The sequence below is a fragment of the Staphylococcus marylandisciuri genome (genome assembly GCF_025519785.1).
Lineage (GTDB): Bacteria > Bacillota > Bacilli > Staphylococcales > Staphylococcaceae > Staphylococcus > Staphylococcus marylandisciuri.
In genome coordinates, this window is sequence record NZ_JAOPKZ010000003.1 from 161,655 (window position 1) to 178,911 (window position 17,257).

19 protein-coding genes and 1 pseudogene are annotated in these 17,257 nt (G+C 34.2%); 9 read left to right on the forward strand and 11 right to left on the reverse strand.

Annotated features, from left to right (window positions below):
- Positions 1-146 precede the first annotated feature (146 nt).
- Together N9R04_RS02655 and sosA are read right to left on the reverse strand one after the other, a co-directional pair.
- Positions 147-383, reverse strand: a complete 237-nt coding sequence (locus tag N9R04_RS02655) for a DUF896 domain-containing protein (RefSeq protein ID WP_262854957.1) — start codon at positions 381-383, stop codon at positions 147-149.
- 98 nt (positions 384-481) lie between these two features.
- On the reverse strand, positions 482-736 hold the full coding sequence (sosA, locus tag N9R04_RS11420) for a DNA damage-induced cell division inhibitor SosA (protein ID WP_306439794.1): 255 nt from the start codon (positions 734-736) through the stop codon (positions 482-484).
- Between the two features lie 142 nt (positions 737-878).
- Here sosA and lexA point away from each other — a divergent pair, with 142 nt between their 5' ends.
- The 3 genes from lexA to N9R04_RS02675 all read left to right on the forward strand — a co-directional run bounded on the left by lexA (position 879) and on the right by N9R04_RS02675 (position 3,093).
- Positions 879-1,502: a transcriptional repressor LexA gene (lexA, locus tag N9R04_RS02665; RefSeq protein WP_262854959.1), complete on the forward strand. Its 624-nt coding sequence runs from the start codon at positions 879-881 to the stop codon at positions 1,500-1,502.
- Positions 1,503-1,980: 478 nt separating this feature from the next.
- Positions 1,981-2,610 (forward strand): NAD(P)-dependent oxidoreductase, encoded by a 630-nt coding sequence (locus tag N9R04_RS02670; protein ID WP_262854960.1) that lies wholly within the window; start codon positions 1,981-1,983, stop codon positions 2,608-2,610.
- A 69-nt stretch (positions 2,611-2,679) separates the two neighbouring features.
- Positions 2,680-3,093 carry an Rrf2 family transcriptional regulator gene (locus N9R04_RS02675; protein WP_262854961.1) on the forward strand — a complete coding sequence of 138 codons (414 nt, stop codon included), beginning with the start codon at positions 2,680-2,682 and terminating at the stop codon, positions 3,091-3,093.
- A 110-nt stretch (positions 3,094-3,203) separates the two neighbouring features.
- Here N9R04_RS02675 and N9R04_RS02680 read toward each other — a convergent pair.
- The 3 genes and pseudogenes from N9R04_RS02680 to rpsN form a co-directional block, all read right to left on the reverse strand.
- A pseudogene (locus tag N9R04_RS02680) lies at positions 3,204-3,356 on the reverse strand (IS110 family transposase); the annotation flags it as partial.
- A 1,000-nt stretch (positions 3,357-4,356) separates the two neighbouring features.
- Positions 4,357-5,235 (reverse strand): CAP domain-containing protein, encoded by an 879-nt coding sequence (locus tag N9R04_RS02685; RefSeq protein ID WP_262854962.1) that lies wholly within the window; start codon positions 5,233-5,235, stop codon positions 4,357-4,359.
- 774 nt (positions 5,236-6,009) lie between these two features.
- Entirely contained in the window at positions 6,010-6,279 is a 270-nt protein-coding gene (rpsN, locus tag N9R04_RS02690; protein WP_262854963.1) for a 30S ribosomal protein S14, read from the reverse strand.
- Positions 6,280-6,502: 223 nt separating this feature from the next.
- Here rpsN and rpmG point away from each other — a divergent pair, with 223 nt between their 5' ends.
- From rpmG to N9R04_RS02705, 3 genes are all read left to right on the forward strand, one after another.
- Complete coding sequence (gene rpmG, locus N9R04_RS02695; protein ID WP_262854964.1) at positions 6,503-6,652, forward strand: 50S ribosomal protein L33; 150 nt, start codon at positions 6,503-6,505, stop codon at positions 6,650-6,652.
- Positions 6,653-6,860: 208 nt separating this feature from the next.
- The gene (locus N9R04_RS02700; protein WP_262854965.1) at positions 6,861-8,306 is read left to right on the forward strand and encodes an amino acid permease; all 1,446 of its coding nucleotides are present in this window, start codon (positions 6,861-6,863) and stop codon (positions 8,304-8,306) included.
- A gap of 152 nt (positions 8,307-8,458) precedes the next feature.
- Positions 8,459-8,773 (forward strand): hypothetical protein, encoded by a 315-nt coding sequence (locus N9R04_RS02705; protein ID WP_262854966.1) that lies wholly within the window; start codon positions 8,459-8,461, stop codon positions 8,771-8,773.
- A 113-nt stretch (positions 8,774-8,886) separates the two neighbouring features.
- Here N9R04_RS02705 and thrB read toward each other — a convergent pair whose 3' ends face one another.
- The 3 genes from thrB to N9R04_RS02720 are packed head-to-tail and all read right to left on the reverse strand — an operon-like array spanning position 8,887 to position 12,150.
- Positions 8,887-9,801, reverse strand: coding sequence for a homoserine kinase (gene thrB, locus N9R04_RS02710; RefSeq protein WP_262854967.1), 915 nt, complete (start codon positions 9,799-9,801; stop codon positions 8,887-8,889).
- Between the two features lies 1 nt (position 9,802).
- Entirely contained in the window at positions 9,803-10,864 is a 1,062-nt protein-coding gene (gene thrC / locus N9R04_RS02715; RefSeq protein WP_262854968.1) for a threonine synthase, read from the reverse strand.
- A 5-nt stretch (positions 10,865-10,869) separates the two neighbouring features.
- Positions 10,870-12,150 carry a homoserine dehydrogenase gene (locus N9R04_RS02720; protein ID WP_262854969.1) on the reverse strand — a complete coding sequence of 427 codons (1,281 nt, stop codon included), beginning with the start codon at positions 12,148-12,150 and terminating at the stop codon, positions 10,870-10,872.
- A gap of 193 nt (positions 12,151-12,343) precedes the next feature.
- On the opposite strand from N9R04_RS02720, the gene N9R04_RS02725 reads away from it, so the two are divergent.
- On the forward strand, positions 12,344-13,693 hold the full coding sequence (locus N9R04_RS02725) for an aspartate kinase (RefSeq protein ID WP_262854970.1): 1,350 nt from the start codon (positions 12,344-12,346) through the stop codon (positions 13,691-13,693).
- Between the two features lie 119 nt (positions 13,694-13,812).
- Here the strand turns inward: N9R04_RS02725 and N9R04_RS02730 are convergent, their stop codons facing one another.
- Entirely contained in the window at positions 13,813-14,403 is a 591-nt protein-coding gene (locus tag N9R04_RS02730) for a hypothetical protein (RefSeq protein WP_262854971.1), read from the reverse strand.
- Positions 14,404-14,492: 89 nt separating this feature from the next.
- Positions 14,493-14,954 (reverse strand): sugar phosphate isomerase family, encoded by a 462-nt coding sequence (locus tag N9R04_RS02735; protein ID WP_262854972.1) that lies wholly within the window; start codon positions 14,952-14,954, stop codon positions 14,493-14,495.
- 249 nt (positions 14,955-15,203) lie between these two features.
- On the opposite strand from N9R04_RS02735, the gene N9R04_RS02740 reads away from it, so the two are divergent.
- Entirely contained in the window at positions 15,204-16,064 is an 861-nt protein-coding gene (locus N9R04_RS02740) for an NERD domain-containing protein (protein ID WP_262854973.1), read from the forward strand.
- Positions 16,065-16,133: 69 nt separating this feature from the next.
- Here N9R04_RS02740 and nucI read toward each other — a convergent pair whose 3' ends face one another.
- Positions 16,134-16,664: a thermonuclease NucI gene (nucI, locus tag N9R04_RS02745; protein ID WP_262854974.1), complete on the reverse strand. Its 531-nt coding sequence runs from the start codon at positions 16,662-16,664 to the stop codon at positions 16,134-16,136.
- Between the two features lie 150 nt (positions 16,665-16,814).
- Between nucI and N9R04_RS02750 the strand changes: the two genes are divergently transcribed.
- On the forward strand, positions 16,815-17,012 hold the full coding sequence (locus tag N9R04_RS02750) for a LapA family protein (RefSeq protein ID WP_262854975.1): 198 nt from the start codon (positions 16,815-16,817) through the stop codon (positions 17,010-17,012).
- Positions 17,013-17,257: the final 245 nt, after the last annotated feature.

The following is a 17,257-nucleotide window of genomic DNA, read 5'->3' on the forward strand; positions in this document are numbered from 1 at the left end:
AAAACGTTAGGGATTAGAACAGAAGCAACCGATGAAGACCATTGTTGTTCAAATTTTGTGGAATCATAGGAGTTCCAGTCGAAAACCGTGCTTTTGGGGTGCCGTTACTCGGTTCCCCAGACACAGAAACGCTATGTCTCAACCACTTATTTATTATCAGAGTTTCTTATTTGCTTAACTTTATCTGGAGTGACATCATTACCTTCAGGGTCAATCACTTTAGTATTCTCAAGTTGTTTTTTAAACCCTTCTCTAAAAGAACGTAAATATTTTTTTCTTAATTTTTGCTGTTCTTTCTTTTCAGCCTCAGTTAATCCTTGTTCCTTTTTCTTTCTAGCTAATTCATTAATACGATCAATATTCAAATTATCTTTTTCTACCATAGTAACCTCCATCACTTCAATTTATACGAAAAATATACCAAAAAGTGAGCAAAACAAAAATAGTTCCGCTCACTTCTCCCATTTAACAAATAAATTATTTAGTTTTCTTTCGCTACTAGAGGTATATAAGCGTATTGTACACCTTGATTAGATTCCTTATCTTTCACATCAGCCGTTCGATGTTTATGTTCGTTTTTAATAGTATAATTAGAGATGGTATGATCGGTCATTTGGTACGTATGTTCCTGTTTAGAATTAAAATTTACACTGATAAGAAAGACTGCACATATTATTATAGTCGCTATAAAGACTGTTATATATGAATTTAAATGAAAACGATTAATTAAAGTCATATTCCTTCACTCCTAGAACGTTTGTTTGTATAACTAAATTAACAGAACATAAGTTCTATGTCAATAGGAAACGAACAAACGTTTGTAAAAAGCTAGATAGCATGCTATAATTGGTTTAAATCAAATTAGGAGAGTGCCTACTATGAAAGAATTAACTAAACGCCAAAATGAAATTTTCGATTTTATAAAGAATGTAGTTCAAAATAAAGGTTATCCCCCGAGCGTGCGAGAGATTGGCGAAGCAGTTGGATTAGCTTCAAGCTCAACTGTACATGGTCATTTATCGCGTCTAGAAGAAAAGGGTTATATACGCCGTGACCCGACTAAGCCGCGTGCTATCGAAATAGTTAATGAAGATTTGAGTGAACCCATTGATATGGAAGATACTATACAGGTACCTGTTATCGGAAAAGTAACGGCTGGGGTTCCTATAACTGCAGTTGAAAATGTTGAGGAATATTTCCCGTTACCAGAGCATTTCACTTCCACGCACAATAGTGATATTTTTATTCTAAATGTAGTGGGAGATAGTATGATTGAAGCTGGTATACTTGATGGTGACAAAGTTATTGTTCGGAGCCAATCAATAGCGGAAAACGGAGATATAATCGTAGCTATGACCGAGGAAGATGAAGCTACGGTTAAAAGATTCTTTAAAGAAAAAACACGCTATCGTTTACAACCTGAAAACAGCACAATGGACCCTATTTATTTAGATCAAGTTAGCGTCCTTGGTAAAGTGGTAGGTCTATTTAGAGAACTTTAAAATTGAACGATGCAGACACTCTCAAAAAAATTTAACCTAAATGGGAGCGGGATAGAAATCTAATTTGAATAAAAAGATTTCTGTCCCGCCCCGGCAAAGATGACTAGAATTGAAAAAAGCTTGATACAAGCGCGTTTTCAAATCAGTCATCTACTGCCGAGATGTTGAAGAGGCTGGGATTTATGTCCCAGCCTCTTTCACTCTAGTCAAAGACCTTTATGTCCGAGCCTCTCTGTATTAGGGCCCCACCCCAACTTGCTGTGCTTGCTGAAACTGGTTTACCAGTTTCTCTTTGTTGGGGCCCCACCCCAACTCGCATTGCTGGTGGAAACTGATGAACCAGTTTCTTTGTGTTGGGGCCCCCTGCTCAAATCCTCAACGATTTTATCTCAACCTCTAAAAAAGCTTTGACAAAAACAGATAGACATAATATACTCTACTTGTATCTAAAATAAATACAAGAAAGAGGTTATGTAAAATGAAAATAGGTGTCATAGCAGCAAACGGCAAAGCAGGTAGATTAATTACAGAAGAGGCAATCAACAGAGGATTAGATGTAACAGCCATCGTGCGTAACGAAAATAAATCAGTCGCAACACAATCTATTATTAAAGATATTTTTGATTTAACAACAGAAGACTTAACACAATTCGATGTTGTTGTAGATGCTTTCGGTGAAATGAGAGAACACAAACTTCATTTACACCAGGACTCTGTTCAACATTTAAGTGACATTTTATCTAACACAAACACGCGATTAATCGTTATCGGAGGCGCAGGTAGTTTATACGTTGATGATCAATTAGAGAAGCAACTATTTGAAACACCTGATTTTCCAGAAGAATTTAAACCACTTGCAGAAGCTCAAAGTAAAGCGCTTGCAGACATTCGTAAAAGAGATGACGTACGCTGGACATTTATAAGTCCTGCAGCAGAATTCATAGCTGATGGAGAAAGAACTGGAGAATATATTTTAGCTGGGGAAGTCTTCACTTTAAACAGTAAAGGTGAAAGTAAATTAAGCTATGCGGATTACGCAATTGCATTAGTAGATGAAGCAACTGAAGGCGACCATATACAAGAGAGAATTTCAGTATTATCAAAATAATACACATTTACTATCGCAATTTTCATCTCTCAAAGTTATAATAATTATTGAATCTAAGAGGTGAAAAGCGTGAATACACAAATATCAGTAGCAATTCATATATTATCATTACTATCCATTAATAAAGAACCTATATCTAGTAAATTTATAGCAGGTAGTATTAATAGTAACCCTACCCTTGTAAGAAAAATATGTAAATATTTAAGAAATGGTAACTTGATTGAAAGCCAACAAGGTAAATCAGGCTATCAACTCGCACAATCAGCAGACCAAATCTTATTAGGCGACGTTTATAAACTTATTCAAGATGAAGCGCATTTCGCTAAAATTCATCAAGATACAAATCCAGATTGTATCGTCGGAAAAAATATTCAGTCTGCATTAGATGACGTTTATACTCAAGTAGATCAACAAATTATTGCTACACTCAATCAAACGTCCATATTAGATTTAACATCTAAAATGACTGAAACCATAGAGTAATTATCCTACGATTAGTCTAGCGCTTCTTCAAAAATAAGCGTACCTATCTAAACCATTTCACTTTTACTTTTTTAAAAAAGGCGTTATACTACAGTTGATTATACAGATGGCTAATGAGGGGCCATTTGATAATCGTATAATTTATGGTTTATTAAGTAATGAATTGTTTTTAGTAGTCGTTTGATACATGCGACTACTGCAGTCTAATGAGACCTCTCATTAGGCTGCTTTTTTAATTTATGGTTGTTATAGTATCGCTGTCCCCCTAATGATAATAATTACAAGTCAAAATGTTTACCTACTATCTTTTTTATTATCTCTTTTATTAATTGTAACTCTGAATCGAGTTGCTCAAGCTGGTCAGGTCAAAAGCGTTGATTATTTAAGCAGAACCGAGCGCAGACCAAAATTGTACTCTAAATTTGGCGAATCACGATCGGTTTTGTCTACAATCCAGCTTTTGAGACGCCGTTAAGCGGTTTCCCAGAGCACAGAAACGTTATATCTCAACCTCATCCACCTAAGCGTTTAAGTGTTGAAGGAGTAAGTTTATTCTCTGGACTAGAAAACATGAGTCTCACTTTCTTCACGCTCGCGTTTAACTCATTTTCACATAGTTTTCTGCTTTCTTTATAGGTAAACCTTTGTCTGTAAACTTAAAAATGCTTGTTAAAGTGTTTCTAAATCTTGTTAATAGACGATGTTAGGATGACAGAAATGCAGTGCTATACATTTTAGTTAAATATTTGAGTTAATAATTATAACTATTTTTATTACTTTGAATAGTCAAATCCTTTTAGAGCTTTTCACACTTATAAAGAGTGAGGACACTATTTTCGCACTTAATATTACTAACTAAATAATTAATATGACAAACCTACTATATGATGATAACACGCGTGAACTTTACTTAACCTTTCTCATTTCACTCTTCTATACTCATTTTCAAGAACCCAACGTACTCCAATCAAATTTCAAAAGGCGACAGTAAAGCTGACCGATTTATTTAACGGACTTATAATCCAAGAGATTCAAACGCCTACTTTTTTCTAACTATAAAAAAATAGCTATGAAAAAATCTATCAGCATAGACTTCTTCATAGCTAATCTTAGTATATGTTACTTATCATTTTTATTTAATACATCTTTCACTTTTTCTAAAATATCTTCAGTTTGTTCATTATTATTTGTAGACATCTTATCCATCCTTACAGATGTAGTATAACCCACTTAGGATGAAATAAAACATCCTAAACATTCCAATCAATAAAGATAATTTTCAGTCCAATACGGTCTATTAGTCTTGTCAAAATCGACGCCTACTCCTAGCATTTTATATTCACTACGTAAGATGTTTCTTCGATGTCCCTTTGAATTCATAAAAGCCTGGTGAGCAAAAATACTATTCTGTTGGCCAGCAGCAATGTTTTCTCCAGCACCATTAAAGCTTATTTGTCGTTGTTTTATACGATCAAAGGGAGAATTGCCCTCTAAATCCTGATGATCAAAGTAGTTATTTTTGATCATATCGTAGCTATGACGTTTTGCTACAGATTGCAGCGCTTTACTATAACTTAATGTACTTAGATTTCTCTGTGCTCGCTCTCCATTTATAATGTCGAAGTTTTGTAATTCAAAACTAGAAGCAAGATTTTTAGTCTGAACGCCATACTGATCTTGTAATCTATTCTCCATTTTTTTACTCACTATTAATATGGCAGTTAAGTTCTGTTGGTTATATTTATCATAGAAAATAGTAGTATACATCCCGTCCTTTTCATAATTATCATATTCGCGATTGTCAACTTTAAACCTTTTATTACCTTTACGTTTATATTTTAGAGGCTTTCCTAGCTGTTCTCTCACGAAGTGCTTAGGACTGTTGTATTTGATTTTACTCTTAGAAGAAATTGAATTTTGATTGGTATATAATGCGTGAACTTTATTATTAATATAACTCACTAAAATAAATCCTTTATAATTGTGATGATAATAAGTATACCACTTAGTTCCATATTCATTTGTTGTTACTCTTTTAGGTTTCCCTAATACCTTCTCTACTTCGGCTCGGCTCATATTCATTTGAATATTATTAATAGCAAATTCTTGTTTATTAGGAACTTTCAATGTATCGTTACTCACTGAATAACTTTGCGTCCACTCACTTATTTTACTGTTAACACCAGACTCAAAAGGTTTTAAGATGTTCGGTGTTTGAAATGGAAGAAGAATTGCTAAAAAAGCGCAAATTATAACGTAAATAAAAATTCTTTTGATACATTAACACCTACTTCACTAATCAATACAAATAGAACGAGATCGCGACAAAAACGTTTAGGATGTGAGCAGGGGCCCCAACACGGAGAAACTGGTCAACCAGTTTCAACAAGCACTGCGAGTTGGGGTGGGGCCCCCACACGGAGAAACTGGTACATAATGTAATGTCTCAACCTCTTTCAGCATCTTGGCAGTAGATGACTGATTTGAAAATGCGCTTGTATCAAGCTTTTTTTCAATTCTAGTCATCCTTGCCGGGGCGGGACTACGAAATCATTTTATTCAAATTAGATTTCTGTCCCGCTCCCAACAAGCACAGCGACTTGGGCCGGCCCTATAAAAGCGAAGCCGGAGGCTGGGACATTAATCCCAGCCTCTTCAGCATCTCGGCAGTAGATGACTGATTTGAAAATGCGCTTGTATCAAGCTTTTTTCAATTCTAGCCATCCTTGCCGGGGCGGGACTACGACATCTTTTTATTCAAATTAGATTTCTGTCCCGCTCCCGAATCGTAAGCGTTTCTGTTAAAAATACTGCTTTTAGGACACCGTTAATCGGTTTCCCAGAGCACAGAAGCGTTATGTCTCAACCTCGTCTAATAATACACTTATATTAATACTATTTGATTTATCAGTAAAGTTACCAACTTGCTTTTTTAACACCAGGTATTTGACCTTTGTGTGCGTATTCTCTAAATGCAATACGAGACATTTCAAATTGTCGTAATACACCTCTAGGTCTTCCTGTTACTCTACACCTTCTAGTTAGTCGAGTTGGAGAAGAATCTCTAGGTAATTTACGTAAAGCTTCATAATCACCCTTCGCCTTAAGTTCTTTTCTTAGTTCATAATATTGGTTTACCAAGGCTTCTCTTTTACGTTCCTTAGCAATTTTAGATTTTTTTGCCATGCTAATACCTCACTTTATAAATCGTAATCATTACGTTTTATAATATACCACAGTCTTTTCCTTAAATAAAGAAAAAGTTTCTAGGTTGGGTATATAAAATTGATACATCTACTTTACTGTACAAACTTAATAACTTTATCAAAATAACTTGTATAACTATCTAGCATGTGCTAAAATCTTAAATCGTAAAGGTTACTATAAATGATTAAGAGAGGTGTTACTTATGCGCGTTAATATTACATTAGCTTGTACTGAATGTGGCGATCGTAATTATATAACTACTAAAAATAAGCGTAATAATCCTGAACGAATTGAAATGAAAAAATTCTGTCCTAGATTAAATAAACATACTTTGCATCGTGAAACTAAGTAGTTTGCTTATATCTTCATAATACGACGAGAGGTTGAGAGTTCATTCAACCTCTTTTTTTATTGTAGTAATAAAACTTAACTCATCCGATTTTGAATTTTTGAAAAAATTCTAAAATTTATCGCTTTAAAGTGTTGATAAATCCTCTTACCCTGGTTAAAATAGGTAAATACAGTATTAAATATTGTAATTCTAAATTAGGAGATGGAATATGGGAAAACATGATATGAACAGAGGTCTTAGTTCAAGGCACATTTCGATGATTGCGATTGGTGGCGCAATAGGAACCGGACTTTTTGTCGCAACAGGAAGTGTCATTTCACAAGCAGGCCCAGGTGGCGCAATCTTAGCATACCTTCTAATTGGAGTAATGCTTTACTTCTTAATGACGAGCGTAGGAGAGTTAGCAACTTTTTATCCAGTTTCTGGATCATTTAGCTCGTATTCAACACGATTCTTTGATCAATCACTTGGATTTACTATGGGGTGGCTATACTGGGCCATATGGACGCTAGTTACAAGTGTAGATATTATTATAGCTTCTAGCGTGCTATATTATTGGGATGCCTTCCATTTTTTATCTCCTATCGCGTGGAGTGTCATCTTTTTAATTCTACTCTTTTTACTGAATATTTTTTCAGTAAAAGCTTTCGGAGAAACTGAATTTTGGCTATCACTTATTAAGGTCCTGACAATTTTTATATTTATCATTTTAGGCTTGTTAACGATTGTTGGTATATTAGGTGGAAAGATGTACGGATTCCACTATTATACTGTAAAAGATGCTCCATTTGTAGGGGGCATTTCAGGTTTCTTAGGTGTACTATTAGTAGCCGGTTTTTCTGTAGGAGGTACTGAAGTTGTTGCAGTAACTGCGGGTGAATCCGATAATCCGAGAAAATCTATGCCTAAAGCTATCAAGCAAGTCTTTTGGCGAATATTACTATTCTATGTACTGTCCATTGCTGTTATTTCAGCTATCATTCCTTATACAGATCCACTGCTTTTAAACAAGGATCAATCTGTAAGCCAAAGCCCGTTTACTATTGTATTTGATCGAGTCGGTATTGCTTTCGCGGCTTCAGTAATTAATGCAGTCATACTTACTTCATTATTATCAGCTGCAAACTCTGGATTATATACAACTAGCAGAATGTTATTTTCTCTATCAGAAGATAAACAGGCACCGAAGTTTTTAGGCAAGTTGAACCGAGTGACGAAATTACCAATCACTTCTATTATAGTAACCACACTGATTATATTAGCTATTATTATCGTAGCTCAATTTAAATCGAGTATCGTTTTTGGTTTACTTAATATTATTGGTTCACTTATTATAGTTGTTTGGGGATCAAGTATACTTGCTCAGATTCGTTTAAGGTTAGCTATTAAAAAGCAGAATCGTAATCCAGATGAGGTGTTACCTTATAAAGCACCTTTCTTCCCAATTGGCCCTATTATTGTAATAATCACTTTATTATTTTTATTCTGTGGTAATTCATTTAAGGCAATTTTAGTCGGTGACATGACAAGTTTAGTTCGAAATGTGCTACCTATCGCTATTATAGCTGTAGTTTACTTTACTCATAAGGTATTGTGTAAAACTAAAATTGTTAAGTTGAAAGATATTAATCTAGACCCACATACTCACAAATAATCTTAAAATATGAAGAGTACTTTTCAACTAATCACTTATGTTGAGAAGTACTCTTATTTAGTGCTTAACATGTAAGAGGCCTAATATTTTATAATGTAGCGACTTGTAGTATAATTGAATGACAGAAAATACTGTCATTAGGGGTGGTTAGCATGGTTGGACAAACGAACCTTTTTGATGATGTTATGAAAACAGAGGAGCGATTTGTGATAGTTGTTCAATCTTTTGAAGAACAAAAGGGTCGGTTAATTAAAAGAACTCTTCGAGAATACAACAGTTTATCTCATGAGCAGATGGATAGTTTGTTTACACACTTAAAAGATTTATTTTTAGAAAAAAAATTTGAAAAAAATCAATCAGCTTTTGCTATCACTGTGTATACGAATCTTGACTATGCAGGTGATCAGGTTTACGCTCACGTCAAACGTCATCGAAATAAGAAGGAATGGACACATACTGCTAAGTAACAATTCTTACTTCATTTAGGAAAATAATCATTACCTGAATCGGTATATGATGAATAATATATACACCTCAAAGACAAGAAAGCCGATAATCTGAGGTGTATATTTTGCTTTAATTAATGATATTCTACTTTATTAACTATGCCCGTTTCATTAATAGTAATTAGTTCTGATTTACAGTTAACGAATTCCCTTTTCAACAAACGTACTAATTTCCCGCTTTTTTCCTTAGCAATCATAGTTAATATACTTGGGCCAGCACCACTTATAACAGTCGCATAAGCTCCATATCTATTTGCCAAATCTTTTATTTTAGTAAATTCAGGAATAAGATGTTGTCGAAATGGTTCGTGAAATCCATCTCTCTCCATCATCTTACCGGCTAAAGTATAATTATGTTGAATTAATGCACTTATCATAGTATTGCTAATAGCACTATTCTGAACAGCTTTGTAATGAGTAAACGATTCGGGAAGCACATTGCGAGATTCAGAGGTTTTTAACTCATAAGACGGTATCGTAATAATAAAGTCTACTTTAGGCGTGTCAATATACGATATATCAGTTTCACGTGTTAGGGAATCGTAATACCCCACTACTAAGCCTCCATAAATTGTCGGAGCGACGTTATCAGGATGCCCTTCAAAATCAGTGGCTAATTGTAACAACTCATATTTAGATAATTGTATATCACCAAAGAAATCAGCGATATATAATGCCCCAACTAATGCAGAAGCAGAAGATCCCAACCCTCGAGCTAATGGAATCTCGCTACGCATATCAATTTGGAGGGAAGGTAATTGAACATTGTATTTAGAAGCAACCTTATTAGCAATTTGATAGATGTAATGAGATTCATCTTGCGGTAAGTCTTCTAAGTTAGGTCCATGGTGGTTGAATATCCATTTAGGATGCTCAATTTTTTTCACATCTATATATAGGAATTTATTTAATGCCATCCCTATAGAATCGAATCCTACCCCTAAATTAGCTGTTGATGCTGGAACCTCTAAATGCAAACTTATGCTCATCTCAAAGTACCCCGCGAATATAATCGAGGATACTTTCTCTATCGTTAGCTAATGCTTTAATAGGGTTATCTAATAGAGAAATAGCTGTATCTGGATCTTTTAATCCATTTCCTGTCAGCACTGCCACCACTTTTTTATCTTTAGGTAACTTTCCTTCTCGATGCAATTTAATTAATCCAGCTATAGAAGCATTACTAGCTGGCTCGCTAAAAATCCCTTCCTTACTCGCCATCAACCGATACGCTTCCAATATTTCTTCATCAGTCACGCTATCGATTAATCCGCTAGATTCCGCAAGTGCATTGTTTGCTTTCTCCCAACTAGCTGGGTTACCAATCCTAATAGCAGTAGCAATCGTTTCAGGTTGCTCAACTTTTTTATTTTGCACTATAGGGGAAGCTCCCTCGGCTTGAAAACCAAATAAGGTCGGTAATTGAGTTTGATGATGCTTATTGTATTCTTTAAACCCTTGCCAATAAGCAGTAATATTACCTGCATTTCCTACAGGTATAGCTAAAATATCAGGTGCCTCACCACTTAATTGCTCTATAACCTCAAACGCCCCCGTCTTCTGGCCTTCAATGCGATATGGATTAACTGAATTAACTAGTTCAATCTCTCCGTTCTCAGCAACTTCTTTCACTATTTCTAAAGCTTGATCAAAATTCCCTTCAATAGACACAATTTCTGCTCCATACATCACCGCTTGAGATAACTTACCTAATGCGATCTTACCTTCAGGTATCACTACTATAGCCTTTAAACCCGCACGTGCTGCATAAGCCGCTGCTGAGGCAGAGGTGTTTCCTGTAGACGCGCATATGACCACCTTCTTGCCGCTTTCTTTAGCTTTAGTGATTGCCATGCACATGCCACGATCCTTAAAAGATCCCGTAGGATTAGCTCCTTCAAATTTAACGTGCAGTTCTATATCAAGCATTTGTGAAAGATTCTCACAATAGATTAAGGGCGTATTACCTTCGTTTAACGAAACTTTAGGTGTATGGTCATCCACCGGTAAATATTCTTTAAATTCCTCAACTAAACCTCGCCATTTTTTCATAATATTTAAACCCCTTCGACTGGAAAAATTTTCTTAATCTCAAACCCTGCTTCTATTAAAGTTTGTTCAGGTGATTCGTCAATCCCCACGATAATAGCTCCAATAGTATTATCATCCCTTTGAGAAAGTTGTAGCGATTTATGGAATGGTAGTGCATTTTTTATTTCTTTCTCGAATTGACCTATAGTTTGTGAATCGTTGTAAAGAACAACGTAATAATTCTCTTTATCTTTGATCGTAACTGGTTCATCACTTTCGATGAACTCTTTAGTTTGTTCCGTCTTAAGTTCAAAGTGAGGCGGCAATGTATGCAGGTTTGATTCAAATTGTAATGCAACATTTAATAAATCACTTGCTACAGCACTTCCTGTTGCCAAACTACCAGCACCCTTACCGTAAAACATCGTCTCGCCAACCGCATCCCCGATAACATAAATTGCGTTATATTCATTTTCAACGGCAGCTAATTGGTGTGTCTCTTTAATTAAAGTAGGCTGTACTGATGCTGAGACACGTCCCTTTTCATATGTACCTTTACCTATTAATTTAATCTTATATCCTAATTCCTCTCCCAATTCAATATCTGCTAGTTCAACGTTGCGTATACCAGTGCGTTTAACATCATCCAAATTAATAACTTGATTAAAAGATAAATATGAAGTAATAACAACCTTACGAGCTGCATCTATTCCTTCGACGTCATCTGTAGGATCTGCTTCAGCGAACCCTAATTTTTGTGCTTCATGCAAAGCATCTTCAAATGACGTTTTTTCTTTAGTCATCTTACTTAATATAAAGTTTGATGTCCCATTTAGAATACCCATGAACTTAGATATATTGTTAGCGTTAAGACCATTATTTATAGCATTTACTATAGGTATACCACCAGCCACGCTCGCTTCAAATTTCAAAGCAACTCCATTTTCTTCAGCTAAATTTTCTAACACTTTAAGATGAGCTGCCAGTAAATCTTTGTTAGCAGTAATGACATGTTTCCCTTTTTTAATAAAGCGTTTTAACCAATCGACTGTAGGAGAAATCCCCCCTATAACCTCAATTACGATATCAATATCATCATCTGAGATTATTTCTTCAACATCTTCAGTTAAATGATAGCTCGAAGTGTTAATAGCTCTATCTTTGGATTTATCTCTAACTAGAATATGCTTAATGCGAATATCTTTATTGATCGTATCTTTGATTTGTTGATGATTTTCTTCTAGTATCTTAACAACACCAGAACCCACTGTACCTAACCCTAATATAGCTAGATTTAATTGCCTCATTCAGACTTTCCCTCCTAATTTGTTTTTTACAGAAATACATATGTACAACTGGAAAATACTATATTAAGATATAGTATAAGTTCAAAAAAAGATTTTGTAAAGTTCACAATTTTAGTGATGTATTTATATCCTATCACTGTTAGAATAAAATCTAAATATAAAATTCAGAATTTTAGAAAGGTTGAGACTCGTTATGAAAGTTTTGAAGTTTGGGGGCAGTTCAGTAGCAAATGCTGAACAAATAAAAAAAGTATTACAGATCTTTAATTCAGAAGCAGAGAGAAAAATCATGATCGTATCTGCACCTGGCAAGAGATTCCCTAATGATATAAAAACTACAGATTTACTCCTACGACTTTATGAAAAAGTGAATATGAATTTGGATTACACTCACAAGAAAGCTCAAATTATCGAACGCTATAGAGATATAGTAAGAGACTTAGATATGAAAGAGGATTTATTAAAAGCTTTTGAGGACACATTAGACTACTATATTGAACATCTTAAAGATAAACCATCCCGACTGCTAGATGCTTTACTGTCTTGTGGTGAGGACTTCAATGCTCAACTCCTCGCTCAGTATAATACTCTACAAGGTTATCCTACTCAATACATTTCTCCAAAAGAAGCGGGGATCGTTGTGACAGATTTACCACAAAATGCTCAAGTATTAGAAGAATCGTACGAAAAAATCTTATCATTACGAAATTATAGCGACAAATTAATTATTCCAGGATTTTTTGGCGTATCAAGACAAAATTACAGAGTTACTTTTCCTAGAGGAGGTTCAGATATTACCGGAGCTATTATCGCTAGAGGAGTAAGAGCAGATTTATACGAGAACTTTACTGATGTATCTGGTATCTTCAGAGCTAATCCGACAGTTGTTAAGAAACCTCAAGTTATCAAGGAAATTACATATAGAGAAATGCGGGAATTGTCATATGCAGGGTTTGGGGTGTTCCATGATGAAGCGTTACAACCTTTATATAAGGACCGCATTCCTGTAGTGATCAAAAATACGAATCGTCCTCAAGACAGAGGTACATTTATACTTCATAACAGAGAAATAGATACTAAGACTGTCGTGAGTGGTATAAGCTGTGACCATTGTTTTACAGTGATAAATATTAAAAAATACTTGATGAATAGGCAAGTAGGTTTCGTTAAGAAAGTACTAGGTATCCTTGAGGATTATAATATATCATTTGAACATATGCCTTCAGGTATCGATAGTATTAGCATTATCTTAAGATCGCATCAAATCAAAGATGTAGAGGAAGATGTACTTAATGATATCCGACGCAAATGCTCTGTTGACGACCTAAATATCGAACACGATTTAGCGATATTAATGGTTGTCGGTGAAGGGATGCATCGCATAGTAGGTACAGCTAATAAGATTACATCAGCTTTAGCTAAGGCCAATATTAACTTACGTATGATGAATCAAGGCGCTTCAGAAATTTCTATCATGTTCGGAATCGATGTTAAGGATGCCAACAAAGCCGTGCAAGTTACATATAATAATTATTTTAACTAAATTCTTAATATTTCTAATATTTTTATTTCTGTAGTTATATTTATGAAATACTTTGATCAATATATCAAAGGATTCAAAAATACACCTTCTCTCTAATTAAAATATAGATTGAAGGTGTATTAAATAGCGTTCTTCTCAGAAACCAGAGCTTGATGAATGCGCTCATCACCTACTGTTACTCTTAACAGCATGAATTGATAGTAACTCAAAGCGTCTATGACCTCTTTATAATTCGGGAGTTGATGGTAATCTATGGGATCTAGAAGCTCATACATAAGGACTATCGCAGGTTTAATATAATCTACGTCCCACGTTATCGAATGGAAGTAAATATGCTTTTCTGGAAAGCGTATATTATGATCTAAGCGAAAAAGCCAATCTTCATCAATAGTATCATAAACAAGTAACGTGAGTACTAATTCACTATCTTTGAATACATTCGCGTGAGTTATAGTATTAAAGGTTGTATTACGTAAGTTTGTACTTATTTTCTCATCATCATGAAAGGTGATGTGATAATATTCAGGAATATATTTAATCACCTCAGTAAAGTGTTTACGATTAACGCTAATATCCACTTTATCTTCAATAATGAAGCGATCCCGTAGAAAAAGCTGTTTAGCTACCTCGCCATTAAATTTGAATTTATCAACACAATTATCAATTAACAACTCTATAAGCTTTTTAAGATCAATTTGATTCTCTGTCAAATGTTCACCTCCTAAGAAAGCGTTTCCAATATTCACATTATATAATAATTATTTAGTATTAATCAATGACTAAAACGAGTATAGTGTATTTAATTGAAGTAATTTAATTGTGCAACTAAAAAATAATTACTACTTTCCTTTAGCTGGGAAGGGATATTGATTAATTTAGGCTCAGCGGTTCTTTCCAATAAATTTGATTGCAACAAAGCTATGTCATAGCTATGTTGATAAAGTTCATTGCCTTTGATGAAGGGAACATTTGCAAAGTAATAATCTATTTTATAGCTGTTAAATGTTACGATAGCATTCTCGCCGATTAAAGAATGAAGATTTTTATCAACATAAGCATTAGGTAAAATAATATTAAATTGAGTATATTTAGCAAGATAAGCAATTATATCAGTTGAAAAAGAAATCACTGAGATATTTTCTCTTTTTTCAGATAGATGATCTATCAATTTGTAACTTACAGGATGATGATCTATAGCAATTACATCAGTCTCTGTAATATTTTCCACCCATATATCTACCAATCGATTAATATTTGTCATTCTTGACCTCCTTATGAAATTAATTTAATATACTTACTTAATAACTAGTTAATAAATATCAATTACAAATTTAATTTACAACTAATTTTAAAACTCTCTTAATATTTAATTAAATCTCTTTACCAATACTTTTCAAAAGGTAAATATTCTCTAGAGTACATATGTGTTATGATATAATTTAAATATCTCCTTTCATGAGTATCTCGTGATAATATACATATAAATATTTAGAAAAGTAGGATGATAATTATGTTTATTATTTATATTCTTATCATAATCATTATTTTCCTCGTCATCGCTCATATTATAGATCATAGAGCGATGCAAGGTAAGTTAGAAACTGAACGATACGCTAAAGGCCAACTTGTCAATAAACTGGGTACAATGAAAAATGAAAATATGCAACTTAAAAATCAAATTCTCAATATTGATGGTAATAAGGATACCTATCATCATGGCATTCGTAAAGCCCGTCAAGATTTATATGAAATCTTAGGCGAATTTAACGAGAATCAAGCTATCAATCATTACGAAATTGTACCTACAAGTAATTTAGCTGTACGCCACCCGTTATTCGATATTGCTCGAACTTTTGATTACATCGTTCTGACAGATAAAGGAATTTTCAATATTGATGTTAAAAATTGGAAGCAAAAGACGTTTTATCACTTTACAGTAGATCCCAATCAAGAGATCACTACGCATAGCCGTTCGATTCATGACGTCGTGGGACATTATATAGCGAAGGAATTTCACAATCAATTCCAATCTACTAGACCAACAACTTATACCTTTATAGAACGTATTAAAAACAATTCTATTATCTATGATTTTTACCAACACGATCCATTCGAACGAGCAGCGCAAAATGCACAGATTATGGAAGAAAAATTAGGTTCTCAATTCAATCAAGTCATTTCAAGTATTGGGCTTGTTTACTTCACTGACGGTAGCGTCAACATCATTGATGGGCCTTCTACGCGAGAGCAATATGCTGATACTGTTTCATCAAAGAGCTCTTTAAAAGAAATTATCGGCGAAACAGTTAGAAATAATAGCAAACCACTTTCTAAAGAACAGTTTGAAGCATTAGTGAAAAATTTTAATTAAGAAAAGTTAGAGAGGTTGTAACCGAGTACAATTTTTATCATCTAACTCAGTTACAACCTCGCTTTATGACTATTTATTCCATAAGTTAAGATGTTGCTCTTTAGCTTTCTGTTCGGCTTTTTTAAACACTTGACGATACTTTCCATTTGGAGAGAAATATTTTTCTCGTGCTAAACCTTCCTCCACGAGTTTCTTGTTGTATAAAGTTTGGTTGTCTAACCATACATATGCAAGCGTTCTTCCATAGCGGTCTTCTTTTTCTTTATCATATTCAAGAAAAACATCCTTCTGATTCAAGTGCCTTTTACTATAATTAGAGGCTTCTTTGCCGTATGGCTGGACCGGTGTATTGGGTTTCACAGTTTCCGGAGTATCTATGCCTATAAGTCTCACTTTAATTCTGTCTCCATTCGATTTATGAGCTACAAAGGTATCTCCGTCCACTACTCTATCGATATGTACCTTCTCAGTATGCTCAGGACCATGTTGTTCAGGATTATTATTTTTAAAAGGCCCAGTGTGATTAATATATTGAAAAGTCAGTACACCGATGATAATAACTGCGATAACTACTATTACTAAACTTTTCTTTGATTTCAATGCTACCACCTTCTTATAACTAAATACCGCTTTATATTAATGAATTCTTAGACGAACGTCAACACATGTATAAATTAAAACTTACGCTGCCTCACTCTTTAGTTTATTAAATTTATCATGGTATAATAATTGATGATTGGAGTGAATTCTGTGAATGCATTGAAAGAAAATACGCTAACTTTAATTGCAATAGTGGTAGCTATCATAGTTGGAGTAGTATTGCAGATTAAATTTGAACTTCCACTTATCGTCTCAGCTGTTATTGCTATATTTTTAGGGATTTTCGTTGGGTTTATCGTACAATTAGTCTCATTTACTATTGCTAAAAAGAATAAAAAAAGAAAATAACTATAATGCAATAAAAACCAATATAGTTAGGGAGATCTAGTGTTCTTCATACTAAAGGAGGGAGCGGGACAGAAATCTTTTTATTCAAATTAGATTTCTGTCCCGCTCCCTTCTTTTAGGGTCTATACTAAATAGGACTGGTGACCCAACCGGTCCTATTTTTTAATACAAAAAGAGCGCAATTATCTCTATAATTAAAAGTATACGCCCACTTAAAATTAAGGAGATAATGCGCTTATGTTTAA

Excerpts from the sequence above, each read along its gene's own strand:
- N9R04_RS02720 (WP_262854969.1), bottom strand. The coding sequence starts at position 12,150 with ATGAGGCAATTAAATCTAGCTATATTAGGGTTAGGTACAGTGGGTTCT.
- N9R04_RS02700 (WP_262854965.1), top strand. The coding sequence starts at position 6,861 with ATGGGAAAACATGATATGAACAGAGGTCTTAGTTCAAGGCACATTTCG.
- rpmG (WP_262854964.1), top strand. The coding sequence starts at position 6,503 with ATGCGCGTTAATATTACATTAGCTTGTACTGAATGTGGCGATCGTAAT.
- lexA (WP_262854959.1), top strand. The coding sequence starts at position 879 with ATGAAAGAATTAACTAAACGCCAAAATGAAATTTTCGATTTTATAAAG.
- N9R04_RS02735 (WP_262854972.1), bottom strand. The coding sequence starts at position 14,954 with ATGACAAATATTAATCGATTGGTAGATATATGGGTGGAAAATATTACA.
- N9R04_RS02655 (WP_262854957.1), bottom strand. The coding sequence starts at position 383 with ATGGTAGAAAAAGATAATTTGAATATTGATCGTATTAATGAATTAGCT.
- N9R04_RS02725 (WP_262854970.1), top strand. The coding sequence starts at position 12,344 with ATGAAAGTTTTGAAGTTTGGGGGCAGTTCAGTAGCAAATGCTGAACAA.
- N9R04_RS02705 (WP_262854966.1), top strand. The coding sequence starts at position 8,459 with ATGGTTGGACAAACGAACCTTTTTGATGATGTTATGAAAACAGAGGAG.
- thrC (WP_262854968.1), bottom strand. The coding sequence starts at position 10,864 with ATGAAAAAATGGCGAGGTTTAGTTGAGGAATTTAAAGAATATTTACCG.
- sosA (WP_306439794.1), bottom strand. The coding sequence starts at position 736 with ATGACTTTAATTAATCGTTTTCATTTAAATTCATATATAACAGTCTTT.
- thrB (WP_262854967.1), bottom strand. The coding sequence starts at position 9,801 with ATGAGCATAAGTTTGCATTTAGAGGTTCCAGCATCAACAGCTAATTTA.
- rpsN (WP_262854963.1), bottom strand. The coding sequence starts at position 6,279 with ATGGCAAAAAAATCTAAAATTGCTAAGGAACGTAAAAGAGAAGCCTTG.
- N9R04_RS02670 (WP_262854960.1), top strand. The coding sequence starts at position 1,981 with ATGAAAATAGGTGTCATAGCAGCAAACGGCAAAGCAGGTAGATTAATT.
- N9R04_RS02740 (WP_262854973.1), top strand. The coding sequence starts at position 15,204 with ATGTTTATTATTTATATTCTTATCATAATCATTATTTTCCTCGTCATC.